The 20,238-nt window shown below is 68.1% G+C and carries 18 protein-coding genes and 1 pseudogene; 12 read left to right on the top strand and 7 right to left on the bottom strand.

What is annotated here, in order from left to right:
* Together AC5P67_RS20455 and fabR are read right to left on the bottom strand one after the other, a co-directional pair.
* Nucleotides 1-1,053, bottom strand: a pseudogene (locus AC5P67_RS20455) (autotransporter family protein); the annotation flags it as partial.
* 366 nt (nucleotides 1,054-1,419) lie between these two features.
* Nucleotides 1,420-2,076, bottom strand: a complete 657-nt coding sequence (fabR, locus tag AC5P67_RS20450; protein WP_111189334.1) for an HTH-type transcriptional repressor FabR — start codon at nucleotides 2,074-2,076, stop codon at nucleotides 1,420-1,422.
* 92 nt (nucleotides 2,077-2,168) lie between these two features.
* Between fabR and AC5P67_RS20445 the strand changes: the two genes are divergently transcribed.
* Both AC5P67_RS20445 and AC5P67_RS20440 read left to right on the top strand, forming a co-directional pair.
* A complete protein-coding gene (locus AC5P67_RS20445) occupies nucleotides 2,169-3,239 on the top strand; it encodes a ferredoxin reductase (protein ID WP_262248189.1) in 1,071 nt (356 codons plus the stop codon).
* A gap of 11 nt (nucleotides 3,240-3,250) precedes the next feature.
* A complete protein-coding gene (locus tag AC5P67_RS20440) occupies nucleotides 3,251-4,399 on the top strand; it encodes a fatty acid desaturase family protein (RefSeq protein WP_005413710.1) in 1,149 nt (382 codons plus the stop codon).
* Nucleotides 4,400-4,404: 5 nt separating this feature from the next.
* On the opposite strand, the gene AC5P67_RS20435 is transcribed toward AC5P67_RS20440, so the two are convergent.
* The 5 genes from AC5P67_RS20435 to AC5P67_RS20415 form a co-directional block, all read right to left on the bottom strand.
* Nucleotides 4,405-4,740 (bottom strand): tetratricopeptide repeat protein, encoded by a 336-nt coding sequence (locus AC5P67_RS20435; protein WP_005409958.1) that lies wholly within the window; start codon nucleotides 4,738-4,740, stop codon nucleotides 4,405-4,407.
* Complete coding sequence (locus tag AC5P67_RS20430) at nucleotides 4,740-5,315, bottom strand: flavin reductase family protein (protein ID WP_033833194.1); 576 nt, start codon at nucleotides 5,313-5,315, stop codon at nucleotides 4,740-4,742. The genes AC5P67_RS20435 and AC5P67_RS20430 overlap by 1 nt, the downstream gene beginning before the upstream one ends.
* Entirely contained in the window at nucleotides 5,312-5,941 is a 630-nt protein-coding gene (locus AC5P67_RS20425; RefSeq protein WP_111188378.1) for a superoxide dismutase, read from the bottom strand. The genes AC5P67_RS20430 and AC5P67_RS20425 overlap by 4 nt, the downstream gene beginning before the upstream one ends.
* A gap of 243 nt (nucleotides 5,942-6,184) precedes the next feature.
* On the bottom strand, nucleotides 6,185-7,705 hold the full coding sequence (locus tag AC5P67_RS20420) for a thioredoxin family protein (RefSeq protein WP_495215166.1): 1,521 nt from the start codon (nucleotides 7,703-7,705) through the stop codon (nucleotides 6,185-6,187).
* Between the two features lie 129 nt (nucleotides 7,706-7,834).
* Nucleotides 7,835-8,284, bottom strand: a complete 450-nt coding sequence (locus AC5P67_RS20415) for a GNAT family N-acetyltransferase (protein ID WP_012480514.1) — start codon at nucleotides 8,282-8,284, stop codon at nucleotides 7,835-7,837.
* Between the two features lie 66 nt (nucleotides 8,285-8,350).
* Between AC5P67_RS20415 and AC5P67_RS20410 the strand changes: the two genes are divergently transcribed.
* From AC5P67_RS20410 to AC5P67_RS20365, 10 genes are all read left to right on the top strand, one after another.
* Nucleotides 8,351-9,286, top strand: a complete 936-nt coding sequence (locus tag AC5P67_RS20410; protein ID WP_495215163.1) for a TIGR03571 family LLM class oxidoreductase — start codon at nucleotides 8,351-8,353, stop codon at nucleotides 9,284-9,286.
* 121 nt (nucleotides 9,287-9,407) lie between these two features.
* A complete protein-coding gene (locus AC5P67_RS20405) occupies nucleotides 9,408-9,719 on the top strand; it encodes a DUF3817 domain-containing protein (protein WP_495215169.1) in 312 nt (103 codons plus the stop codon).
* A gap of 153 nt (nucleotides 9,720-9,872) precedes the next feature.
* The gene (locus AC5P67_RS20400) at nucleotides 9,873-11,069 is read left to right on the top strand and encodes an MFS transporter (protein WP_495215161.1); all 1,197 of its coding nucleotides are present in this window, start codon (nucleotides 9,873-9,875) and stop codon (nucleotides 11,067-11,069) included.
* Nucleotides 11,066-12,259: an isochorismate synthase gene (locus AC5P67_RS20395; RefSeq protein ID WP_033835616.1), complete on the top strand. Its 1,194-nt coding sequence runs from the start codon at nucleotides 11,066-11,068 to the stop codon at nucleotides 12,257-12,259. Before AC5P67_RS20400 ends, AC5P67_RS20395 begins: the two co-directional genes overlap by 4 nt.
* Entirely contained in the window at nucleotides 12,256-13,908 is a 1,653-nt protein-coding gene (locus AC5P67_RS20390) for a (2,3-dihydroxybenzoyl)adenylate synthase (protein ID WP_495215160.1), read from the top strand. Before AC5P67_RS20395 ends, AC5P67_RS20390 begins: the two co-directional genes overlap by 4 nt.
* A complete protein-coding gene (locus tag AC5P67_RS20385) occupies nucleotides 13,908-14,540 on the top strand; it encodes an isochorismatase family protein (RefSeq protein ID WP_033835614.1) in 633 nt (210 codons plus the stop codon). The genes AC5P67_RS20390 and AC5P67_RS20385 overlap by 1 nt, the downstream gene beginning before the upstream one ends.
* Nucleotides 14,540-14,797, top strand: a complete 258-nt coding sequence (locus AC5P67_RS20380) for a phosphopantetheine-binding protein (RefSeq protein ID WP_005409947.1) — start codon at nucleotides 14,540-14,542, stop codon at nucleotides 14,795-14,797. Before AC5P67_RS20385 ends, AC5P67_RS20380 begins: the two co-directional genes overlap by 1 nt.
* The gene (locus tag AC5P67_RS20375) at nucleotides 14,794-18,684 is read left to right on the top strand and encodes an enterobactin synthase subunit F (protein ID WP_495215157.1); all 3,891 of its coding nucleotides are present in this window, start codon (nucleotides 14,794-14,796) and stop codon (nucleotides 18,682-18,684) included. Before AC5P67_RS20380 ends, AC5P67_RS20375 begins: the two co-directional genes overlap by 4 nt.
* A complete protein-coding gene (locus tag AC5P67_RS20370; protein ID WP_012480506.1) occupies nucleotides 18,675-19,433 on the top strand; it encodes a 2,3-dihydro-2,3-dihydroxybenzoate dehydrogenase in 759 nt (252 codons plus the stop codon). Before AC5P67_RS20375 ends, AC5P67_RS20370 begins: the two co-directional genes overlap by 10 nt.
* A 205-nt stretch (nucleotides 19,434-19,638) precedes the next feature.
* A complete protein-coding gene (locus tag AC5P67_RS20365) occupies nucleotides 19,639-20,085 on the top strand; it encodes an REP-associated tyrosine transposase (RefSeq protein ID WP_049396235.1) in 447 nt (148 codons plus the stop codon).
* The last annotated feature ends 153 nt before the right edge of the window (nucleotides 20,086-20,238 follow it).

Here is a 20,238-nt window from a genome sequence, read left to right as displayed (position 1 = left end):
GTTGAAGTGCAGGGTGCCGCCATTGCCGGTGTAGTTGCCATTGACGGTCAGCTGCGGATACGCCGCAGTGCCCGCTGCACCAAGGAAGATGTTGCTGCCTGCACCCAGGGTGAGGTTGCCGGTGTTGCTGTCGCCGGACAGTGTCCAGCGGCCGCCCTGGTCGACGATGACGTCGGCCGGGCCGAGGATGCGGCCGGTGAGGTCGAGGCCGTCAAGGAAGCGCAGCGTGCCGCTGGCGGTATCGGCAATGGTGATATCGCCGTTTAGGTTGGAGGTCCGGGCGGTGACGTCAAATACTGAGCTGTCGCGCCCTTCGATCACGACATTATTGCTGCTGGAAAGCGTCGATCCGTTTTGGATTGCTACGCGGACAGGGTATCCTGTCGTGGTGCCGCCAATAAGAAGCGCCGGCCCGCTTGTTGCTGCAACATGCGAAGAATCGAGGAGCAGCCCCCAATCCTGCATGCCCGCCGAACCTGCGATTGCGGAGTTCGTGAGGCTGATGCCATAGGTACTTCCGACGACCTTGGTGTTGGCTTTCAGGTTGAGGATTGTGCCAAGGCTGCGAATTCCTTGCGCAAAGGTGCTTCCCTCCGAGTCCAGCCGGCCGCCGCCGCTGCCGGTGAAGGGCCCATTGAAGGTGCTGCCTGCCGTCGTAAGATGTGGCCGAGTAAGTCCAGAATTGCCTGAGCCGACGTTGATTGAGAGGGTGAATTGGCCATTCACAGTCGAGTTGTGCAGCGTGCCAACACTATTGAGCAGCCGCATGCTGGAAATACTTGCGCCATTCGCAATGACCCGTGCGGGTTGACCTCCAGAATAGTTGGTGTCGATTCGGTTGGTCGTGGCGCCTTCCACAATCAGCGTGCCACCGTTTACGTCGTAGGCTTGAGGTAGGGAGCCCGCATTCACCACAAGAGTCTGGCCTGGATTGACGGTTGCTGCGCCGGCTGCACCAGAAGTAGCGATCAGCAATGCCGTGGCAATAGCCCGAGCTAGATCGGATTGGTTCTTGGCGGAAGGAAACTTCGGCGTGAACTGCATCATGCGCATGGGTGTTTCTCCTTGAAGCTCATTGGGGTGGGACCTGCATCCGCAGGGCCGGAGGCGGCACTGTGCGGATCGGGTCTTGCCTGGGCCATGCAATTAATCTGAAACGACTGCAGCGGCACGTGCCGGATTCAAACCTCGTTCAATAACTCACCAAACTGAATGGAGCGCGCGGTCTGAATAATTCAGCGTGCGTGAGGGCGCAGTGAATGGCGCGTGGAAGATGCCCAAACTGCCCGTTCGCAATGCAGTTCTGTGATGGCGCCCGCAGTTCCCCTGCACGGCGGCGCCGTGGGAGGCTCCATGGAGTCGGGGGATGCGGACCAGGACCCCTTCCTGCGGAAGGGATCCGGCCCAGGGGGATCTCGATCAGCCGCAGCGGAATGCGGCGGGGGTGCGGGCGCCGACGATGATCATGCGGATCATCGTGGAGATCTGTTCGACCAGCTCCGGATCCTTCTCCGGTGGCAGGTCCATGGCGGTGGCGCCCATCGCGAACACCAGCCGGGTGATGGCCTTGGCCACCAGTTCCGGGGCATGCAGCACGGCGCCATCCAGTGCGGCCAGGCGCACCAGGTCGTGCTGCAGCTCTTCTTCGAAGTAGTGCAGCTCACGTTCGACCGCGTGCTTGAAGTCGTCCGAGCCGACCGCGCCTTCGCGCAGCAGCACGTGCAGCAGCTTGTCGTCGGCGCGCAGCTGCTCCATGAAGGTCTCCACGGAAACGCGCACCACGCTGGTGGCGGTGGAGGTGGCGCGCTGGCGGGCCTCGCCGATGATGGTGCGCAGCGAGCGGCCGGCGGCGTCGATCAGCGCCACGGCCAGTTCATCCATGTCGCGGAACTGACGGTAGAAGCTGTTCGGCGCGATGCCGGCCTCACGTGCCACTTCGCGCAGGCTGAGCGTCGACAGGCTGCGGTGCGGCCCGATCAGTTTCAGGGCGGCGGCCAGCAGATCCTCGCGGCTCACCGTACGGCGGGCCGGGCTGTTGGCATCTTCGGGCGTCGACAAGGCGGTGGCGGCGGCCATGGGGGTTCCGGTGGGGCGAGGCTGAATCATACCCAATCCGGTTCAATATACACATGTATACACAGGTGTATGTGCGCCCGTATAGTTCGCTCATGAGCGCTGTCGTCCGTCCGTCCCTGTTCTCTCCGTACCGCTGGGTCTCGCCGTCGCTGTTCGATTTCTGGGCGGGCCAGCTCAATCCCCTGTGGACCCTGCGCGAGCCGGTGGCCCGCCTGGTCCGGCGTGAGCCGGCCGGCGAGGGCGCGGCGACGCTGGTCCTGCGCACCAACCGTCACTGGGCCGGCATGCGCGCTGGCCAGCACGTCACCCTCGGCGTCGAGATTGAAGGACGCCTGTGGCAGCGCAGCTACAGCCCCACCGCACTGGGTCGGCGCGAGCTGGCGATCACCGTCAAGGCGATCGACGGCGGCCGGGTCAGCCAGCATCTGGTCAACCACGCGCAGCCGGGCGAACTGTTCCGCCTCGATGCCGCCTTCGGCGAGTTCCATATGCCGGCCGCGGCGCCGGTGCTGCTGCTGGCGGCTGGCAGTGGCATCACGCCGATGCGCAGCCTGCTACGCGAGTCCTGCCAGCGCCCGCTGGCAGCGCCGGTGGACCTGTTCTACTGGGAGCGCACCGCCGCCCATCTGCAGTTCCGTGATGAACTGCAGGCGCTGGCCGCGGCCCATCCGAACCTGCGCGTGCACCTGCTGACCACCCGCGAGGGTGAGGCGCCGGCGGCGCGAATCGATACCCATGATCTGCAGGTGGCCGGCGATGACACGCCGCTGGCGCAGCGCCATGTGCTGGCCTGCGGCCCGGACGGCTTCGTTGCTGCCGCGCGTGAGCGCCTGGCGCACCAGGTGGCTGGCTTCCAGGCCGAAGCCTTCACCCCGCCGGCGCCGCTGCGCGATGCCAGCAGCGAAGGCGAGGTGTCGCTGACGCTTGCGCGCAGTGGTCGCCAGCTGAGCGTGCCGCGCGGCCGCTCGCTGCTGGAAAGCCTGGAAGCCCATGGCATCAAGCCCAAGCATGGTTGCCGCATGGGCATCTGCAATACCTGCACCTGTGATCGCGTCAGTGGCGCCACCCGCCATCTGCGCACCGGCGACCTGCAGTCCGAATCGGCACAGCCGGTGCGGATCTGCGTGAGCGCACCGACCACCGACCTGACTTTGGATCTCTGAGGACGCCTGCCATGACCCGCGCTACCGACCGTGCCCTGAGTACTGCCGAGATGCATGCCTTCGGTGAGGAACTCGACGCGATCCGCGACCGTGTGATCGGCAGCCTCGGCGCCTCCGATACCCGTTACATCCGCCGCGTGGCTGCCGCCGTGCGCTGGTTCGGCGTGGGTGGCCGCGGTCTGCTGTTCCTGGCGGCATTCTCGCCGCTGTTCTGGATGCCGCTGCTGTGGCCGGCCGCGATCACCGGCACGCTGCTGCTGGCGCTGTCGAAGATCCTGGAGAACATGGAGCTGGGCCACAACGTCATGCATGGCCAGTTCGACTGGACCGGCGACCCCAAGCTCAATGGCAACACCTACGAGTGGGACATCGTTGCCACTGCCGACAACTGGCGCAAGACCCACAATTTCCGCCACCACACCTACACCAACGTGCGTGGCATGGACGATGACATCGGCTACGGCCTGCTGCGCATCTTCCCGGAACAGCGCTGGAAGCCGTTCTACCTGCTGCAGCCGATCATCGCACCGATCTTTGCGCTGCTGTTCCAGTGGGGCGTGGCCGCGCAGGACCTGCGCCTGGGCCGTTGGCTGAAGGGTCGTATCAGCGGCCGTGCGATGTGGATGCAGACCCGCCCGGTGGCGCGGAAGATGGCCCGCCAGGTGCTGAAGGACTACGTGTTCTTCCCGCTGCTGGCCGGCCCGTTCTTCCTCACCGTGATGCTGGGCAACATGGTGGCCAACGGCCTGCGCAACATCTGGACCTACGTGATCATCTTCTGCGGCCACTTCACCGCCGAATCGGAAACCTTCCCGAAGGAATGCCTGCGCAATGAATCGCGCGGCCACTGGTACCTGCGCCAGCTGCGCGGGTCGTCCAACATCAGTGGCGGCTTCCTGATCAACGTGCTGTCGGGCAACCTCAGCCACCAGATCGAGCACCACTTCTACCCGGACCTGCCGGCCAACCGCTATGCGGCCATCGCCAAGGAAGTGAAGGACATCTGCCGCCGTTACGGCCAGCACTACAACAACGGCTCGCTGCCGCGCCAGTTCGGCCAGGTGGTCTGGCGCATCCTGCGTCACGCGTTCCCGAGCAAGCCGCGCCGCCTGCCGATGTCGGACATCATGTCCGCACCGGCATCGGCCAACGCGGGCTGATCGACTCAGCCCGCTTTCGCCAGGTCCGCCTGCTCGCGGTCAAGGCGTCGCAGGAACACCTGCATTTCCTTGCGTGCCTGCTGGTCGCCCTTGCTGCCGGCCACGCTCAGGCCGCGTTGCCATGCTTCGCGCGCCGCCTGCGGCTGGCCACTGGCCAGCCAGGCCTTGCCCAGCAGCTTCCACGCCGCCGAGTACTGCGGATCAAGCACCACGCAACGGCCCAGATGGGTCGCCGCGCGCACCGGGTTGCCGGCATCCAGCCAGCCCTTGCCCAGGCCGAAGCGCAGCAGCGCGCCGTCCTTGCCGGCGGCAAGCATGCATTCCAGAGCTTCAATGTTCATCAGCGCACCTCCACCAGCAGCTCGGCTGGGCCGGGCTGGAAGCGGCCCCGATGGAACAGCAGCGGCGCGCCGCCGTTCTCGTGCACTTCGATGATGCGGCCGGCCAGCAGCAGGTGATCGCCCACCGGCCACTGTGCGTGGCGGGTACAGGTGAGATGGGCGACCGCACCGGCGATGCGCGGTGGGGCATCCTCGTCGTCATCCAGCAATGCCAGGCCATCGAAGCGGTTGCGCACCTGCGGATCGGCAAAGCGCCGGGCCAGCGCTTCCTGGTCGGCCGCCAGCACGCTGATCGCAAAGCGGGTGGCGCGCTGGAAGGTGGACAGGCTCTGCGCGTGCAATGCCAGGTTCCACAGCACCAGCGGCGGCTGCAATGACACCGGCACGAACGAATTGATGGTCAGGCCGATGGGCTTGCCCTGCGCATCGCGTGCGCAGACGATGGCCACGCCGGTAGGAAAGTGGCCGAGCAGCCGCCGCAGTGCGCGCGGCGGCATCTCGACCGACGGCACCGGCGCCGGGGCGGGGAATACTCCCGCCCACGGCCCGGCGTACGGCAGTGTCTCGCCGCTCATGAGGCCCTGGCCTGGCGGTAGCGCCGGCCGACCTCGGCCCAGTTGATGATGTTGAAGAACGCACCGATGTAGTCCGGGCGACGGTTCTGGTAGTGCAGGTAGTAGGCGTGTTCCCAGACATCCAGTGCGAGGATCGGGGTGTTGCCCGACAGGCCCACGGCTGCACCCATCAACGGGCTGTCCTGGTTGGCGCTGCTTTCCACCTGCAGGTGGCCATCGCGATCGCTGGTCAGCCAGGCCCAGCCGCTGCCGAAGCGGGTCTGAGCCGCCTTGGTGAAGGCGTCCTTGAAGGCATCGAAGCCGCCAAGATCGCGGTCGATGGCGGCGGCCAGCTCACCATCGGGTGCACCACCGTGGGGGCTGAGCACGGTCCAGAACAGGCTGTGGTTGGCGTGGCCACCGCCGTTGTTGCGGACCGCGCCACGCTGGGCCTCGGGCACGGCATCGAGGTTGGCGATCAGCGCCTCGACCGGCTGCTCGGCGATGCCGGCCTGCTCGATGGCGGCGTTGAGATTGTTGACGTAGGTCTGGTGGTGCTTGCTGTGGTGGATCTCCATCGTGCGCGCATCGAAATGCGGCTCAAGGGCGTCGTAGGCGTAGGGGAGCGGGGGAAGCGAGTACGACATCGAAGCAATCTCCGTGGGGAAGACCAGAGGGCTGGCCGTGGGGAGACTGTTATCGCACCTCAACATTGGTTGAGGTCAAGGGGCGGGGGATGAAATGCGTGAAAGGGAGCAGGAGCGGCATGGTAGTGCCGGCCGCTGGCCGGCAATCAGCGAAGGTCGGGTTGCCGGCCAGCGGCCGGCACTACCAGAACCCGCGTTTCGAACCTCGCCGGCGCGCTGACGTGCCCGCTGCCAGCGTTATCATCAACTCAACCAGTCCTTGCACGCACCATCCACCTGGTCACCGCATGCCTGCTGCATCCGCTGCTGCAGCCGCGCCAGCGTCTCCGCACCCTGGTGCTTGCCGCTCCACGTCTTCAACTGCCCGGCCAGGCGCTCGAAGCGCTGGCGGGTGCGCTGGTGGTAGCCCGACGGCTGCGCTTCCAGTTCGGCGATCAGCGACGCGGTGGCCTGCTCGATGCGTGGTGCGTCGTCCGGTGCCAGCTTCAGCAACCCTTCCACGTACAGCACGCCCCACTGCACGCGGGTGGCCGGGCCCTGTGCACCGTCGTAGGCGCGCTTCAACCACTCCAGTGCACCGGCGGTATCGCCGCGCTGTTCGGCCAGCTCGGCCAGCTCGGGCATGTAGTAGTACGGCTGCTCGCTGCGCTTCAGCTCGGCCAGCAACAGCGCCTCGGCGCCCGCGTCGTCGCCGACCTGGCGCAATGCGTACGCCGCGCTGCTGATCGTCGCCTGGCGTGCGTGCGCATCGGTGGTGGCCGCATCGGCAGCGGCCACCCGCTGCTTGACCCGCTCAACCAGGGCCGCGGGCAGTGCGCCCTTCGGCTGCTGCTGGCGCGCCAGCGATACTTCCGTCAGTGCGCGTGACAACGCGTCGTCGGCGCGGTCGCCGCGTTCGGCATCAGCGCGCTCCAGCGCGACCAGCAGCTGCTGCCCCAGCGTGTTGCTGGTGGCCGGGCCGGCGCTGGCCTGCTTGACCAGCTGCACGCCTGCATAGCCCAGCAACTCACGGTTGCGGCGCACTTCCGCCGGTTGCGCCAGCACCGCCTGCAGCAGCTCGCGTACTTCGGTGGGCGAGGCATCGGGCTTTTCGGCTGTTGCCAAGGCAAGCAGAGCGAAGCGACGCTGCAGGGCGGCATCCGGTGCCGCCTTGGACAACTGGCGCAGCACGTCCTGGCTCTTGCGCTCGCCGGCCAGGCGGTTGGCGTCCACTTCCCAGCCGTAGTCGCCCAGTACCTGCCAGTCTTCGGCGGCCAGGCGGTCCGGCGTCGCCAGCGCGGTGGCCAAGGTGGCGGCGACGGCACTGCGGCGGCCTGCGGCAACGGTCAGTGCCCGGGTCAGTTCGGCGGCGTCGTTGCCGCCGGCCACGCGGGTGATTTCGTTGCGCTGTGGGTCCAGCACGATCAGGGTCGGATAGCCGCGTACGCCGAAGCGTTCGCCCCAGGCCTGCGCACCTTCTTCGTCGCCATCCAGATAGACGGGCACGAATTTGCTGGTCAGCGCGATGAAGGCCGGGTCCTTGAACAGGCCCGCCTTGAGCTGGTTGCACGGTGGGCACCAGACCGCGCCCCAGTACAGCAGCACCGGCTTGCCGCTGTCGGCGGCTTCGGCGAAGGCATCGTCCACATCGCCCTGGCGCCAGGCGATGGCGGACGCCGGCGCGGGTGCCTCAGCGGAGTTGGCGGTGGAAACCGGGGCCGGGGTGCAGGCGCTCAGCGCCGAAGCCAGCAGCAACACGGAAAGCGCGACGCGCATCGGCAGCATCTCGAAGGGCAGGGTGACAGGCCATTGTAGGAACCGCCGGGGAGCCCGCTGATTCAGTTTGCTTATGACGGGCGTGCTGCAGGGCATGACGCCCACCGGGCATTGCCGGGCAACGCCGGGCGGATGCCTTCAGGCCGCTGCCCGCACCATCTGCTGATACACCAACCCATTGAACTCGCCGACGTCACCGTCCAGCGCAAAGCCATAGCGCAGGTAGGTCGGTACTGCATTGAGCGAGGCGCGCACGGTCAGGACCGGCTCGCGCACCTGTGGAAGCACCGCCTCGAACAAAGCATGGCCGATGCCCTGGCCCTGGCAGGCGGGATCGACGAACAGCATCGCAAGGTGCCGACCCTCCTTCAGTTCGATCACGCCGATGACACGGCCGTCCTGCTCGGCCACCAGGATGTGGTTGTCACCGTGCAGGCGCGCGCCGAACGCTTCGGCAGCGGCGACACTGCCGAAAGTGGCGATGCCGGCCGCGCTGAGCGAAGGCGCGACCGCCGCAGTGAACGCAGCCAGGCACACCGCACTGATCGCGGGCAGGTCATCGACGTGGGCAGGGCGGATCGTCGGCATGCAGTGTTCTTCCGGTAGTGGGCGGCGCGTCATCGTTGCCGCAGGCCTGCACGCTAAGCTGGCGGCATGAGTGATTTCAATCCTGCTTACGCTGCCTTGTTTCCGCAACAGGGCCTGAGCCTGGGCCTGATGACGCCTGTCGCCGCGCATGGACTGGCCGATCCGAATGAGGCGCGGCGCATTGCTCGGCTGGCCGATGATCTGGGCTTTGCCGCATTGTGGACGCGTGATGTACCACTGATGGTGCCGCAGGGTCCGGACGCGACAGCAAGCGCGCTGGATGACCCGTTCCTGTGGCTGGGCATGCTGGCCGCTGCGACCGAGCGCATCGTGGTCGGCAGCGCGGCCATCGTGCTGCCATTGCGGCAGCCGCTGCAGGTGGCGAAGTCGGCCTTGAGCCTGGACCGGATCAGCGGCGGGCGCTTCGTGCTGGGCCTGGGTTCGGGGGACCGACCGGAAGAGTTCGCCGCATTCGGCGAGGATCTGGAGGGCAGGGCGGCGACCTTCCGTGCGCGTTGGACCTTGTTGCGCGCGGCGCTGTCACCGGAGGCCGATGAGCGGACGGCCGTACTGCAGGCGACGGGTGGCTTCGACGTGCTGCCGGCGCCGGCAACCCGCATCCCGATGCTGGTGGTGGGTACCGCGCGGCAGAGCCTGCAGTGGATCGCGCGCGAGGCCGAAGGCTGGGCCACCTATCATCGCGACGAGGCCGCACAGGAAGGACGCATCGGCCTGTGGCAGCAGGCGCTGGTGCAGCGTGGTGGGCCAGCCAAGCCGTTCGTGCAGTCGATGCTGCTGGACCTGCAGGCCGATCCGCAGGCGCCAGCCGAGCCGCTGCCGCTGGGCCTGAAGGTCGGCCACGATGGCCTGCGTGACTACCTGCTGCGCGTGCATGCGCAGGGCGTGGCGCACGTGATGTTCAACCTGGTCGACAACGGGCGGCCGATGGACGTGGTGCTGCGTGAGATCGGGGAGCACGTTCTGCCACACGCGCTCCGGTAGCTGTCCACCTCGGTGGGCTCCAGCGGTCGCGCACGGCTCGACGCTACATGGGGTTCGCATCTGCGTATCATTCGCATTTGATACCCCCATGCCGGAGCCCCACGTGACCCAACATTCCCCCATGCACCCGACCGGACGTCTGTTCGCCGCGGTCGCTTTCATCGAGGCCGTGACCTGGGCCGGCCTGCTCATCGGCATGTGGATGAAGTACGGCCCGATGGCCAAGGTGGCGCTGGTGAAGCTGTTCGGGCCGCTGCACGGCGTGGCCTTCCTGGTCTATGTGGCAGTCACCCTGTTCGCGGCGGTGCGCCTGCGCTGGCCGTGGTGGGCCAGTGCCCTGGCGCTGCTGGCAGCCATCCCGCCGCTGGTGACGCTGCCGCTGGAGTGGTGGTTCAAGCGCCGTGGCCTGCTCGGCCTGCATGCAATGCGCTGAACCCACTGTTGCGCGCCCATTCAAGAGAATGGGTATCAAATGCAAATACGAGCCGTTATCATTTAAGGGTGGCGTCCGGTCCTGAGCAGGGCCGGTGCCGGGCGGGGTGCGCAGGCGTGCCCGGCCATCCTTTCCTGTTACGGCTGGTGTTCCATGCACGCACGTCCCGTCGTTCCCGGCTTACCGGCGCTGGTGTTGGCTGCCCTGATCGGCACCATGGCGATGATGTCCTTCGTCGCAGTGATCGGCCCGGTGGTCCGCATGCTCGGCCTGTCCGAGTGGCATGCCGGCCTGTCGGTCACCGCCGCAGGCGTGTTGTGGATGCTGGCCGCGCGCCCCTGGGGCCAGCTCAGCGACCGCATCGGCCGCAAGCGCGTGCTGATCCTGGCGATGAGTGCCTATACGGCGGTCTACATCGCACTGGCGGTGTTCATCGACGTCGCCCTGCAGGCGGTGCCGCCGGTACTGGTGTCGGTGCTGGTGCTGGTGGGCGCGCGCGGCTTGATCGGGCTGTTCTACGCGGCCGTGCCGCCCACGGCCGCTGCGCTGATTGCCGACAAGGCACCGACCGGGCAGCGCGCCAGTTTCCTCGCCCGGCTGGGCAGTGCCAACGCGCTGGGCATGGTACTGGGTCCGGCCGCTGCCGGCTGGCTGGCCTATACCAATCTTTCGCTGGCGCTGTACGTGGCCGCGTTGCTGCCGTTGCTGGCACTGGCATTGCTGGCCTGGCGGCTGCCGGCTACACCACCGGTGGTGGGCGCGTCCGCACAGCGCCGCACGCCGATGAGCCGTCTCGACGCGCGCCTGCGCCTGCCGCAGCTGGCAGCGTTCATCGCGATGGTCTCGGTGACCATCGCGCAGGTCACGGTCGGCTTCTTCGCGATTGATCGCCTGGGCCTGGATGCGGCGGCCGGTGCACGCATGGCCGGCATCGCACTTACCGCCGTTGGTGTCGGCCTGATCCTGGCGCAGGCGCTGGTGATGAAGCTGGAGGTCCGTCCACGCCGTTGGATCGTCCTTGGCGCCCTGATTTCCGGCATTGGCTTTGCTTCGGTGGCGGGCGTGCAGCAGGGCTGGCAGTTGCCGGCGGCGTACGCGTTGGCCGCGTTTGGCATGGGCTTCGTATTCCCCTCGTTCCAGGCGCTGGCCGCCGATGCGGTGGAGGCGCACGAGCAGGGCGCCGCCGCCGGCACCGTCGCTGCCGCGCAGGGGCTGGGCATGGTGGCCGGGCCGATGCTCGGCACGCTGTTGTATCGCGGCGGGCCAAGCCTGCCTTACCTGCTGGTCGGTGCGCTGCTGCTGTTGCTGTGCGCGCTGGCTGCAGCGCATCGGATGAAGGAGACCCCATGAACGATTCCCTGATGCAGGGCGCGTGGCCGGAGGCTGCGCCAGCGCCGCTGGACAGCACCGACGACGCGTCGCTGTTCCTGCTGCAGCATGCCGGCCAGCACGTGCATGCACGCGGCTGCCGCGCCACGCTGCCGGCCGGTGCACTGGCGACATTGGCAGAACGCGTCTCGGCGTTCTTTGCCCGGCAGCGTGGCGGCCCGGGCCTGCTGGTTGGCGCAGTGCCGTTCGAACCGCGTGCGGACGATGCGCTGTTCCAGCCCGAGCGCTTGCTGCCGGCGCTGGCACTGCAGCCGCAGGCCGCACCGCCGCTGGACGGTGCCCTGCGCGCCGAGCCTGCGCCGCAGGACTATGCGTCAGCGGTTGCCGCGGCGGTGCAGGTACTGCGCGCGCCCGAACTGAGCCTGCAGAAGGTGGTGCTGGCGCGCAGCCTGCTGGCACGCACCCGCCAGGCGCTGTCTCCGGACGTGCTGCTGGCACGCCTGGGCGCGGATCCGTCGGTGGCGACCTACGCGGTGCCGTTGCCGGTGGAGCTGGGCCAGGCACCGGCCTGGCTGGTGGGGGCGACGCCGGAACTGCTGCTGCGCAAGCGCGGCGCCGAGCTGTTGTCGCATCCGCTGGCCGGTTCCGCGCGGCGCAGCGCCGATGCCGCCGAGGACGAGCGTGCGGCGCAGGCGCTGCTGGCCTCGGCCAAGGACCACGACGAGCACCGCCACGTGGTCGAAGCCATCGTCGAGGGCCTGGCACCGTACTGCAGCCACATCGATGCGCAGCCGCGCCCGGTGCTGCATGCCACCGCCAGCATGTGGCACCTGGGCACCCGCATCCACGCCACCCTGAAGGATCCGCAGACGTCTGCCGCCGAACTGCTGGCGCAGCTGCACCCCACGCCGGCAGTCTGCGGTACGCCACGGTTGGCGGCGCTGCAGCGCATCCGCGAGCTGGAACCGGTGCCGCGCGGCTTCTACGCCGGTGCCGTGGGCTGGTTGGACGCGCAGGGTGACGGCGACTGGTACGTGGCGATCCGCTGCGCGCGCCTGCAGGGCACGCAGCTGCGCCTGTATGCCGGTGCCGGCATCGTCGCCGAGTCACACCCCGAGGCCGAGGTGGCCGAAACCGCAGCGAAGTTCGCTGCCCTGTTGAACGCGCTGGGTGTCCATGAATCCGCGCCCGCCATCGAGCCTGCCGCATGAGTACCTCCACTGACTCTTCCCGCCTGCCGCTGCAGCAGGTGTGGCCCGACGCGCTGGTGGCGCGCTATCGCGACGCCGGTCACTGGCGTGGCGAGACCTTCCCGGGTTTCCTGCGCGAGCGTGCAGAACGCTATGCCGATGACATCGCGGTGATCGCCGGCGACGTACGCCTGAGCTATGCGCAGCTGTGGCATGAGGCAGGCCGCATCGGTGCGGGCCTGCTGGCGCTCGGCCTGCAGCCTGGCGAACGGGTGCTGGTGCAGCTGGGCAATACCGCCGGGTTCATCACCACGGTCTGCGGCCTGTTCCGCGCCGGCCTGGTGCCGGTGTATGCGTTGCCGGCGCACCGCATCACCGAGCTGGTCCACTTCGCCAACAAGGCGGAAGCCAGTGCCTACATCACCACCACACTGCACGATGGCTTCGATCATCGCGGGTTGGCAAGGGCGCTGCAGGCCGAAGTGCCGGCGGTTCGCCATGTGGTGATCGACGGCGATGCCGCGGAGTTCGTCGCGCTGGAGGCACTGCAGGGCGATCGCAGCCAGCTGCCGTCCGATCCGGACCCGCAGTCGGTGGCGTTCCTGCAGATTTCCGGAGGCAGCACTGGGCTGTCCAAGCTGATTCCGCGCACCCACGACGACTACATCTACTCGTTCCGCGCCAGCAATGACCTCTGCGGCATCGACCGCGACAGCGTCTATCTGGTCGCGCTGCCGGCCGCGCACAATTTCCCGATGAGTTCGCCGGGCTTCTTCGGCGCACTGTATGCCGGCGCCCGCGTGGTGCTCAGTCCCGGCCCCGGTCCGGATGCGGCCTTCCCGCTGATCGCCCGCGAGCAGGTGACCTGCTGCGGGCTGGTGCCGCCGCTGGCGTTGCTGTGGGCACAGGCCGCCGCCACCAGCAAGCATGATCTGTCCAGCCTGCAGGTACTGCAGGTAGGCGGCGCCAAACTGGTGCCGGAAGCCGCACGACGGGTGATCGATGGCCTTGGCTGCACGCTGCAGCAGGTGTTCGGCATGGCCGAAGGCCTGGTCAACTACACACGGCTGGATGACCCGGAGGAACTGATCGTGGCCTGCCAGGGCAGGCCGATCAGTCCGGATGATGAAGTGCGCGTGGTCGATGACCATGACCAGCCGGTGGCCGAAGGCGAGGTAGGGCATCTGCTCACCCGTGGGCCGTACACCATCCGCGGCTACCACAACGACGCGGTGGCCAATGCGCGCTCGTTCACCGATGACGGCTTCTATCGTACCGGTGACCGTGTGCAGCAGCTGCCCGGAGGCTACCTGGCGGTGCAGGGCCGCGCCGGTGACCACATCAACCGTGCCGGCGAGAAGATCTCCGCCGAAGAGATCGAAGATCACCTGCTGGCCCACCCCGGTGTGTTCGATGCGGCCGTGGTCTCCATTCCCGACGAGTACCTGGGCGAGCGCAGCTGTGCCTTCGTGATTCCGCAGGGCGAACCGTTCAAGGCGCCGGCGCTGAAGTCCTGGATGCGCGGGCGCGGCTTGGCGGCGTTCAAGGTGCCCGACCAGGTCGTGTTCGTCGACAGTTTTGATACCACCGCGGTCGGCAAGATCAGCCGCCGCGAACTGCGCGCGCAGTTGCGTGCGCGTCATCTGCAACAGACAGGAGGAACGCGCTGATGGCGCTGCCCCGTATCACCGATTACCCCTTGCCGACCGCCGCCGAACTGCCGCAGGCACGCGGCCCGTGGCGCCCGCAGCGCGATCGTGTCGCCTTGCTGGTGCACGACATGCAGCGCTACTTCCTGGCCGCATTCGACGCCGGCAATGCACCGCTGCGGCCGGCCGTGGACAACATCGCACGCCTGCTGGCGCATTGCCGCGCGCGCGGTATTCCGGTGTTCTACACCGCCCAGCATGGCGACCAGGATCGCCGTGACCGTGGCCTGCAGGCCGACCTGTGGGGACCGGGCATGCGCCGCAGCGCCGACCATGAGCCGATCATCGACGCGCTGGCACCGCAGCCGGGCGAGCACGTGCTGGTCAAGCACCGTTACAGCGCGTTCCAGCGCAGCAACCTGGAGACGCTGATGCGGGTGCGTGGCCGCGACCAGTTGCTGGTGACCGGCGTGTACGCCCATATCGGCTGCACCGCGACCGTGGTCGAAGCGTTCCAGCGTGATATCGAGGCCTTCATCGCCGCCGATGCCGTGGCGGACTTCTCGCGCGCCGATCACGATCAGGCGCTGCATTGGATCGCACGCACCTGTGGCGTGCCGATGACCACCGACCAGTTGCTGGAGGTGCTGTGATGGCTGCCACCGCTGAGATGCTGGATCTGGAGCGGATGCGTGCCGACGTGGCGCGCGTTCTGGAATGTACGCCGGCCGAGATCGGTGACGACGACAACCTGATCGACCTGGACCTGGACTCGATGCGCATGCTCGGCCTGGTCCTGGCCTGGGGCAACACCGGCCTGCCGATTGAGTTCTCGCAGTTGGCCGAGCACACCACGCTGCGCCAGTGGTGGAACGTGGTGCAGACGCTGCAGGCCGCGCAGAACGCATGAACGCCGCTGCGCTGGCCACGCCGGTGGCATTGACCGAGGCCCAGACCGGACTGTGGTTTGCACAGCGGCTGGCGCCGGACAATCCGTCATTCAATACCGCGCACGCGGTGTGGATCGATGGCCCGCTGGACGTGACCGCGTTCGTTGCAGCGGCAGACCAGGCTGCGTTCGAAGCCCAGGCCTTTGCGCTGCGCTTTGCCGAAGGGGCCGATGGCCAGCCGCTGCAGTGGTACGACCCGGCACACGTGCCGCTGCTTTCGGTGCGTGATGTTTCCGCCGAAGTGGATGCTGCCGCTGCGGCACGCAGCCTGATGCACGCCGACCGGCTGAGCCCGGTCGACCCCGCCCGCGACCGGATCAGCCAGCAGATGCTGCTTGAGCTGGGCGGGCAGCGCTGGGTCTGGTACCTGCGGGTGCATCATCTGGCGGCTGATGGCTATGGCATGGCGCTGTTCACCGATCGCGTGTGCGCGTTGTACGCCGGCCGCATGGGTGAGCCACTGCCGGGGCTGGCGGGCGTGCTGGCCGATGATGCCGCTTATCGTGCCGATCCGCGCCGCGCGCTGGCCGGGCAGTGGTGGCGTGAGCACATGCAGGGCGCACCGGCAGGCGTGGGCCTGGCCGGCACGCTCGCGGCCAGTGACGACGCGCTGCGCTGGGTGCAGCCGCTCGATGCGGCCTTCCGTGAGCAGCTGCTGCAGGCCTCGGTGCGTTGGCTGCAGCCCTGGCCGGATGTGCTGGCCGCGTTGTCGGCCGAGTACCTGCGGCGGATGAGCGCGGCCGATGAAGTGGTGCTGGGCGTGCCCTACATGGGGCGGCTCGGCAACGCGTCGGCGCGGGTGCCGGCGATGGTGATGAATGTGTTGCCGCTGCGCGTAGCGGCCGGCGAGGGCAGCGTCGAGGCCTTCACCCGCGGCCTGGGCCGGAAGCTCAGCCAGGGGCGCAAGCAGGGCCGTTACCGCGGTGAGCAGCTGCGCCGGGACCTGGGCCTGGTCGGCGCGCAGCAGCGCCTGCACGGCCCGTTGGTGAATGTGCAGCCGTTCTACAAGCCGCTGGCGCTGGCCGGCGTGCAGGCGACGCTGGAGGTGCTGTGCACCGGGCCGGTGGATGACCTGACGCTGGGCTTCCGTGGCGATGGCCAGGCGCTGCTGGATCTGGAAATCGAGGCCAATCCCGCGCTGTACAGTCGCGAGGATGTCGAGGCGCACGCGGCGCGGCTGCTGCATTTCGTATCGGCGGCGCTGCAGGCTGACGATATCGCAGCCGTGCCCCTGGCGACGCCCGAGGAGGCGCAGCAGGTGCTGCAGGAATTCAATGCCACCGCGCACGCGCTGCCGGAGACGACCCTGGTCGAGCTGCTGCAGCAGGGCATGGATCGGGATCCGCACGCGCCTGCGCTGGTGTTCGGCGACACTACGCTGGACTACGCAACGCTGGAAGCGCGCAGTTTCGCGCTGGCGGCGCAGCTGCGGGCGATGGATGTCGGCCCGGGCAGCGTGGTGGCGGTGGCATTGCCGCGCTCGCTGGAGCTGGTGATCGCGCTGGTCGCGGTACTGCGCGCAGGCGCGGCCTATCTTCCGCTGGACCTTGCCCATCCCGATGAGCGGCTGGCACGTATTTTCGCCTCGGCACAGCCGGTGTGCGTACTGGCTGCGGCCGAGGATTCGGCGCGCATGGCCGGCGTACCGGTGCTCGCGCCGGAGCAGTGGACCGCGCTGAGCTTCGCCGCGCCGTGGGCCGATCCGGCGCCCAGCGATGCGGCCTATGTGATCTATACCTCCGGTTCCACCGGCGAGCCCAAGGGCGTGGTCATCGAACACCGTGCCATCGTCAACCGCCTGCTGTGGATGCGCGAGCACTACGGCATTCGCGCCGATGACCGCGTGCTGCAGAAGACCCCGGCCACCTTCGATGTCTCGGTCTGGGAGTTCTTCCTGCCGCTGCTGTGTGGGGCCACCCTGATGGTCGCCGGGCCTGACGCGCATCGCGATCCCACCGAACTGGCGCGCTTGATCCGTGGGCATGGGATCACCACGGCGCATTTCGTGCCGTCGATGCTCGATGCCTTCCTCGCTGCGCCGGCTTCGGCAGGGCTGCAGCTGCGCCGGGTGTTCACCAGCGGTGAGGCGCTGGACGCCTCATTGCGCGACCGTTTCCACACGCACGTGCACGCAGAGCTGCACAACCTGTACGGCCCGACCGAGGCCGCGGTGGATGTCAGCTACTGGCCGGCGTCGGCGCAGGATCGCTCGCGGCCGGTGCCGATCGGATTCCCGGTCTGGAACACCCGCCTGTACGTGCTGGACGCGCGGATGCAGCCGGTGCCGGTAGGCGTGGCCGGTGACCTGTACCTGGGGGGGGGGCAACTGGCACGTGGCTATCTCGGTCGCGATGACCTGACCGCCGAACGCTTCCTGGCCGATCCCTTCCTGGCGGGCGAGCGCATCTACCGCACCGGCGACGTAGCACGCTGGCGCCGCGATGGTGCGGTGGAGTACCTGGGCCGCAGCGACCACCAGGTGAAACTGCGCGGCCTGCGTATCGAACTGGGCGAAATCGAGGCGGCACTGCGCGAACTGCCTGGCATGGAGCGCGTGGAAGTGCTGCTGCGCCAGGATGCGCCCGGCGACGCCCGGCTGGTGGCCTATGTGCCAACCGCGCTTGCCGATGCCGTAATGCTGCGCAGCCACCTCGCCACGCGTGTGCCGGACTACATGGTGCCCTCGGCCTTCGTTGGCGTGGACCACTGGCCGGTGACCGCCAACGGCAAGCTCGACCGCAACGCGTTGCCGAAGCCACCGCAACTTGAAGTTGCCGGCTTGGCGCCGCGCACGCCATTGGAACAGGAGCTGGCGTTGCTGTTCGCCCAGGCGCTTGGGCGTGAGGCGCCGGTGGCGGTGGATGCGGACTTCTTCAGTCTCGGCGGTGACTCGCTTTCGGCGGTGCACCTGCTGCTGGCCATCGAGCAGCGCTGGCGCTGCGATCTGGGTCTGGGTGCCTTGTTCGCGCAGCCCACCGTGGCCGCGCTGGCGGTTCGAATTGCCGAGCCGCCCGCGCTGGCCGATCACGCACTGGGGCCAGTGATCGCGCTGGCCGCGACCGACGCTGCCGGGCCCACGCCGCTGTTCGTGCTGCACCCGGCCGGTGGCATCGCCTGGAACTACCGCACCCTGGCCCGTGCACTGCAGCCGGCACGCCCGGTGTATGGCCTGCAGTCGCCGGCACTGGACGCGCGGCTGCCGCTGCCAAGCAGCATCGAGGCGATGGCCAACGACTACGTACAGCGCGTGGTCGCACTGCAGCCGAAGGGGCCGGTGCATCTGCTGGGCTGGTCGGTGGGTGGCATCCTCGCCCAGGCGATGGCGGTGCGCCTCCACGAGATCGGGCGCGAGGTTGGCGAGCTGGTGCTTCTGGACGCCTATCCCAGCGAGTGCTGGCGGGCCGAGCCGGAACCCGATGCCATCGGTGCATTGCGGGCACTGCTGGCGATTGCCGGTCATGACCCGGATGCGCATCCGGAACTGGACAGCCGTGAACGCATTCTCGCGTTCCTGCGACGTGGCGGTAGTGCACTCGGCAGCCTGCCGGATGTGGTGCTCGATGGCGTGGTGCGCGCGGTGACCGGCACCAATCGATTGATCCGCGAACACATCCACCAACCGTTCGACGGCACGCTGGTGCACGTCCGCGCGGGCCGGGATCACCACGCGCGGCCGCAGCTGCAGTCGGCGTTGTGGCGGACCCACGCGCGCAAGGTGCAGGCGCTGGAACTGCCGTTCCTGCACGCCGAGCTGACCGGCCGCGATGCGGTGGCGCAGCTGGCGCCGTGGTTGTCGGCGCGGTTGCGCCAATGGGACGAGCAACAGGAGATCGCAACATGCAGTTGACCGGTTTTGAAGGCCGCGTGGCGTTGGTGACCGGTGCCGCCGGCGGCATCGGCGAGGCACTGGTACGGCTGTTGGCCGAGGCCGGCTGCACGGTGGTGGCGACCGATCGTGAGGCGCCACACGTGGCCGATACGCGGGTCAGGTCGTTCGCACTCGACGTGACCGACAGTGCGGCCGTCGGCGCCTTGGTGGATCGGGTCGAGTCCAGCATCGGACCGATCATGCTGGCCGCCAGCGTGGCCGGTGTGCTGCACATGGGCGGCGTGACCGAGACCGGCGATGACGACTGGCGCCGGGTGTTCGCGGTGAACACCGACGGCGTGTTCCATGTCGGGCGTGCCTTGGCGCGGGTGATGTCGCCGCGCCAGCGGGGCGTGATCGTTACCGTCAGTTCGAATGCCGCCGGCGTGCCGCGGCACGGCATGGCCGCCTATGCCGCGTCCAAGGCCGCCGCCACCATGTTCACCCGCTGCCTCGGGCTGGAGCTGGCGCCGCTGGGCATCCGCTGCAACATCGTCGCCCCGGGGTCCACGTTGACCCCGATGCAGACCGGCATGTGGCAGGACGAGCGCGGTGCCGAGCGGGTGATCGCTGGCAGCCTGGAGACCTACAAGGCCGGCATTCCACTGCGCAAGCTGGCCACCCCCGAGGACATCGCGCACTCGGTGATGTTCCTGCTCTCCGAGCAGGCCGGGCACGTGGCGATGAGCGACCTGTACGTCGACGGCGGCGCCACCCTGCGCGGCTGAGCCCCGACGGCCGCCTGCCGGCAGTGGTAGTGCCGGCCGCTGGCCGGCAATCCATAGTCCCGGTAGTGCCGGCCGCTGGCCGGCAACCCACAGCTCCGGTAGTGCCGGCCGCTGGCCGGCAACCTCATTCAACTTCAGACATCTCCCAACCTCCATCGAGGCATGGCCCGACAGCCAACGCGCAATGATCGACCCACCATGGCGCATGAGCAGCCATCGCCTCCGTCTGGGCCGTCACTCGATCATCGGCCAGTCCTACGTTCTGACAACCACGACACACCAGCGCCGCCGGCTCTTTGAAAGCGAAGCTGCAGCAGCATGTGTAATCGACCAGTTCCACTACATCGAACAGCGCGGGCTCGTAAAGTCACACGCATGGGTCGTCATGCCGGATCACGTCCACTGGATGTTCGAGCTGCGCGCAGCTCACCTTCCCGACATCGCGCGCCGGATGAAATCGTCGAGCGCGCTTGCGCTGAATCGCCTGGTGGGGCGTCGATGTACGGTCTGGCAGTCTGGCTACTTTGATCATGCCGTGAGGGCCGAGGAGTCGCTGGCGCAGCAAGCGCTGTACACCCTGGGGAATCCGGTGCGCGCCGGTCTTGCTGGGCAGATTGGCGAGTATCCGTATGCATGGTCGGCCTGGTTGTGATGCCGGCCAGCGGCCGGCACTACCAGTGAATGTTCAGCACGGCCATTCGCTGTTCAGCGCCGCTTTCGCGCGCGTCGGCGATGGTCGGCCTGGTTGTGATGCCGGCCAGCGGCCGGCACTACCAAAGCAAATGCGAAGCGCAGCGCAGATTGC

This window comes from Stenotrophomonas sp. YJH_SMC_21 (assembly GCF_059369555.1).
The sequence above is the reverse complement of the archived record's forward strand: the minus strand, read 5'-3'. Positions and strand labels throughout refer to the sequence as shown.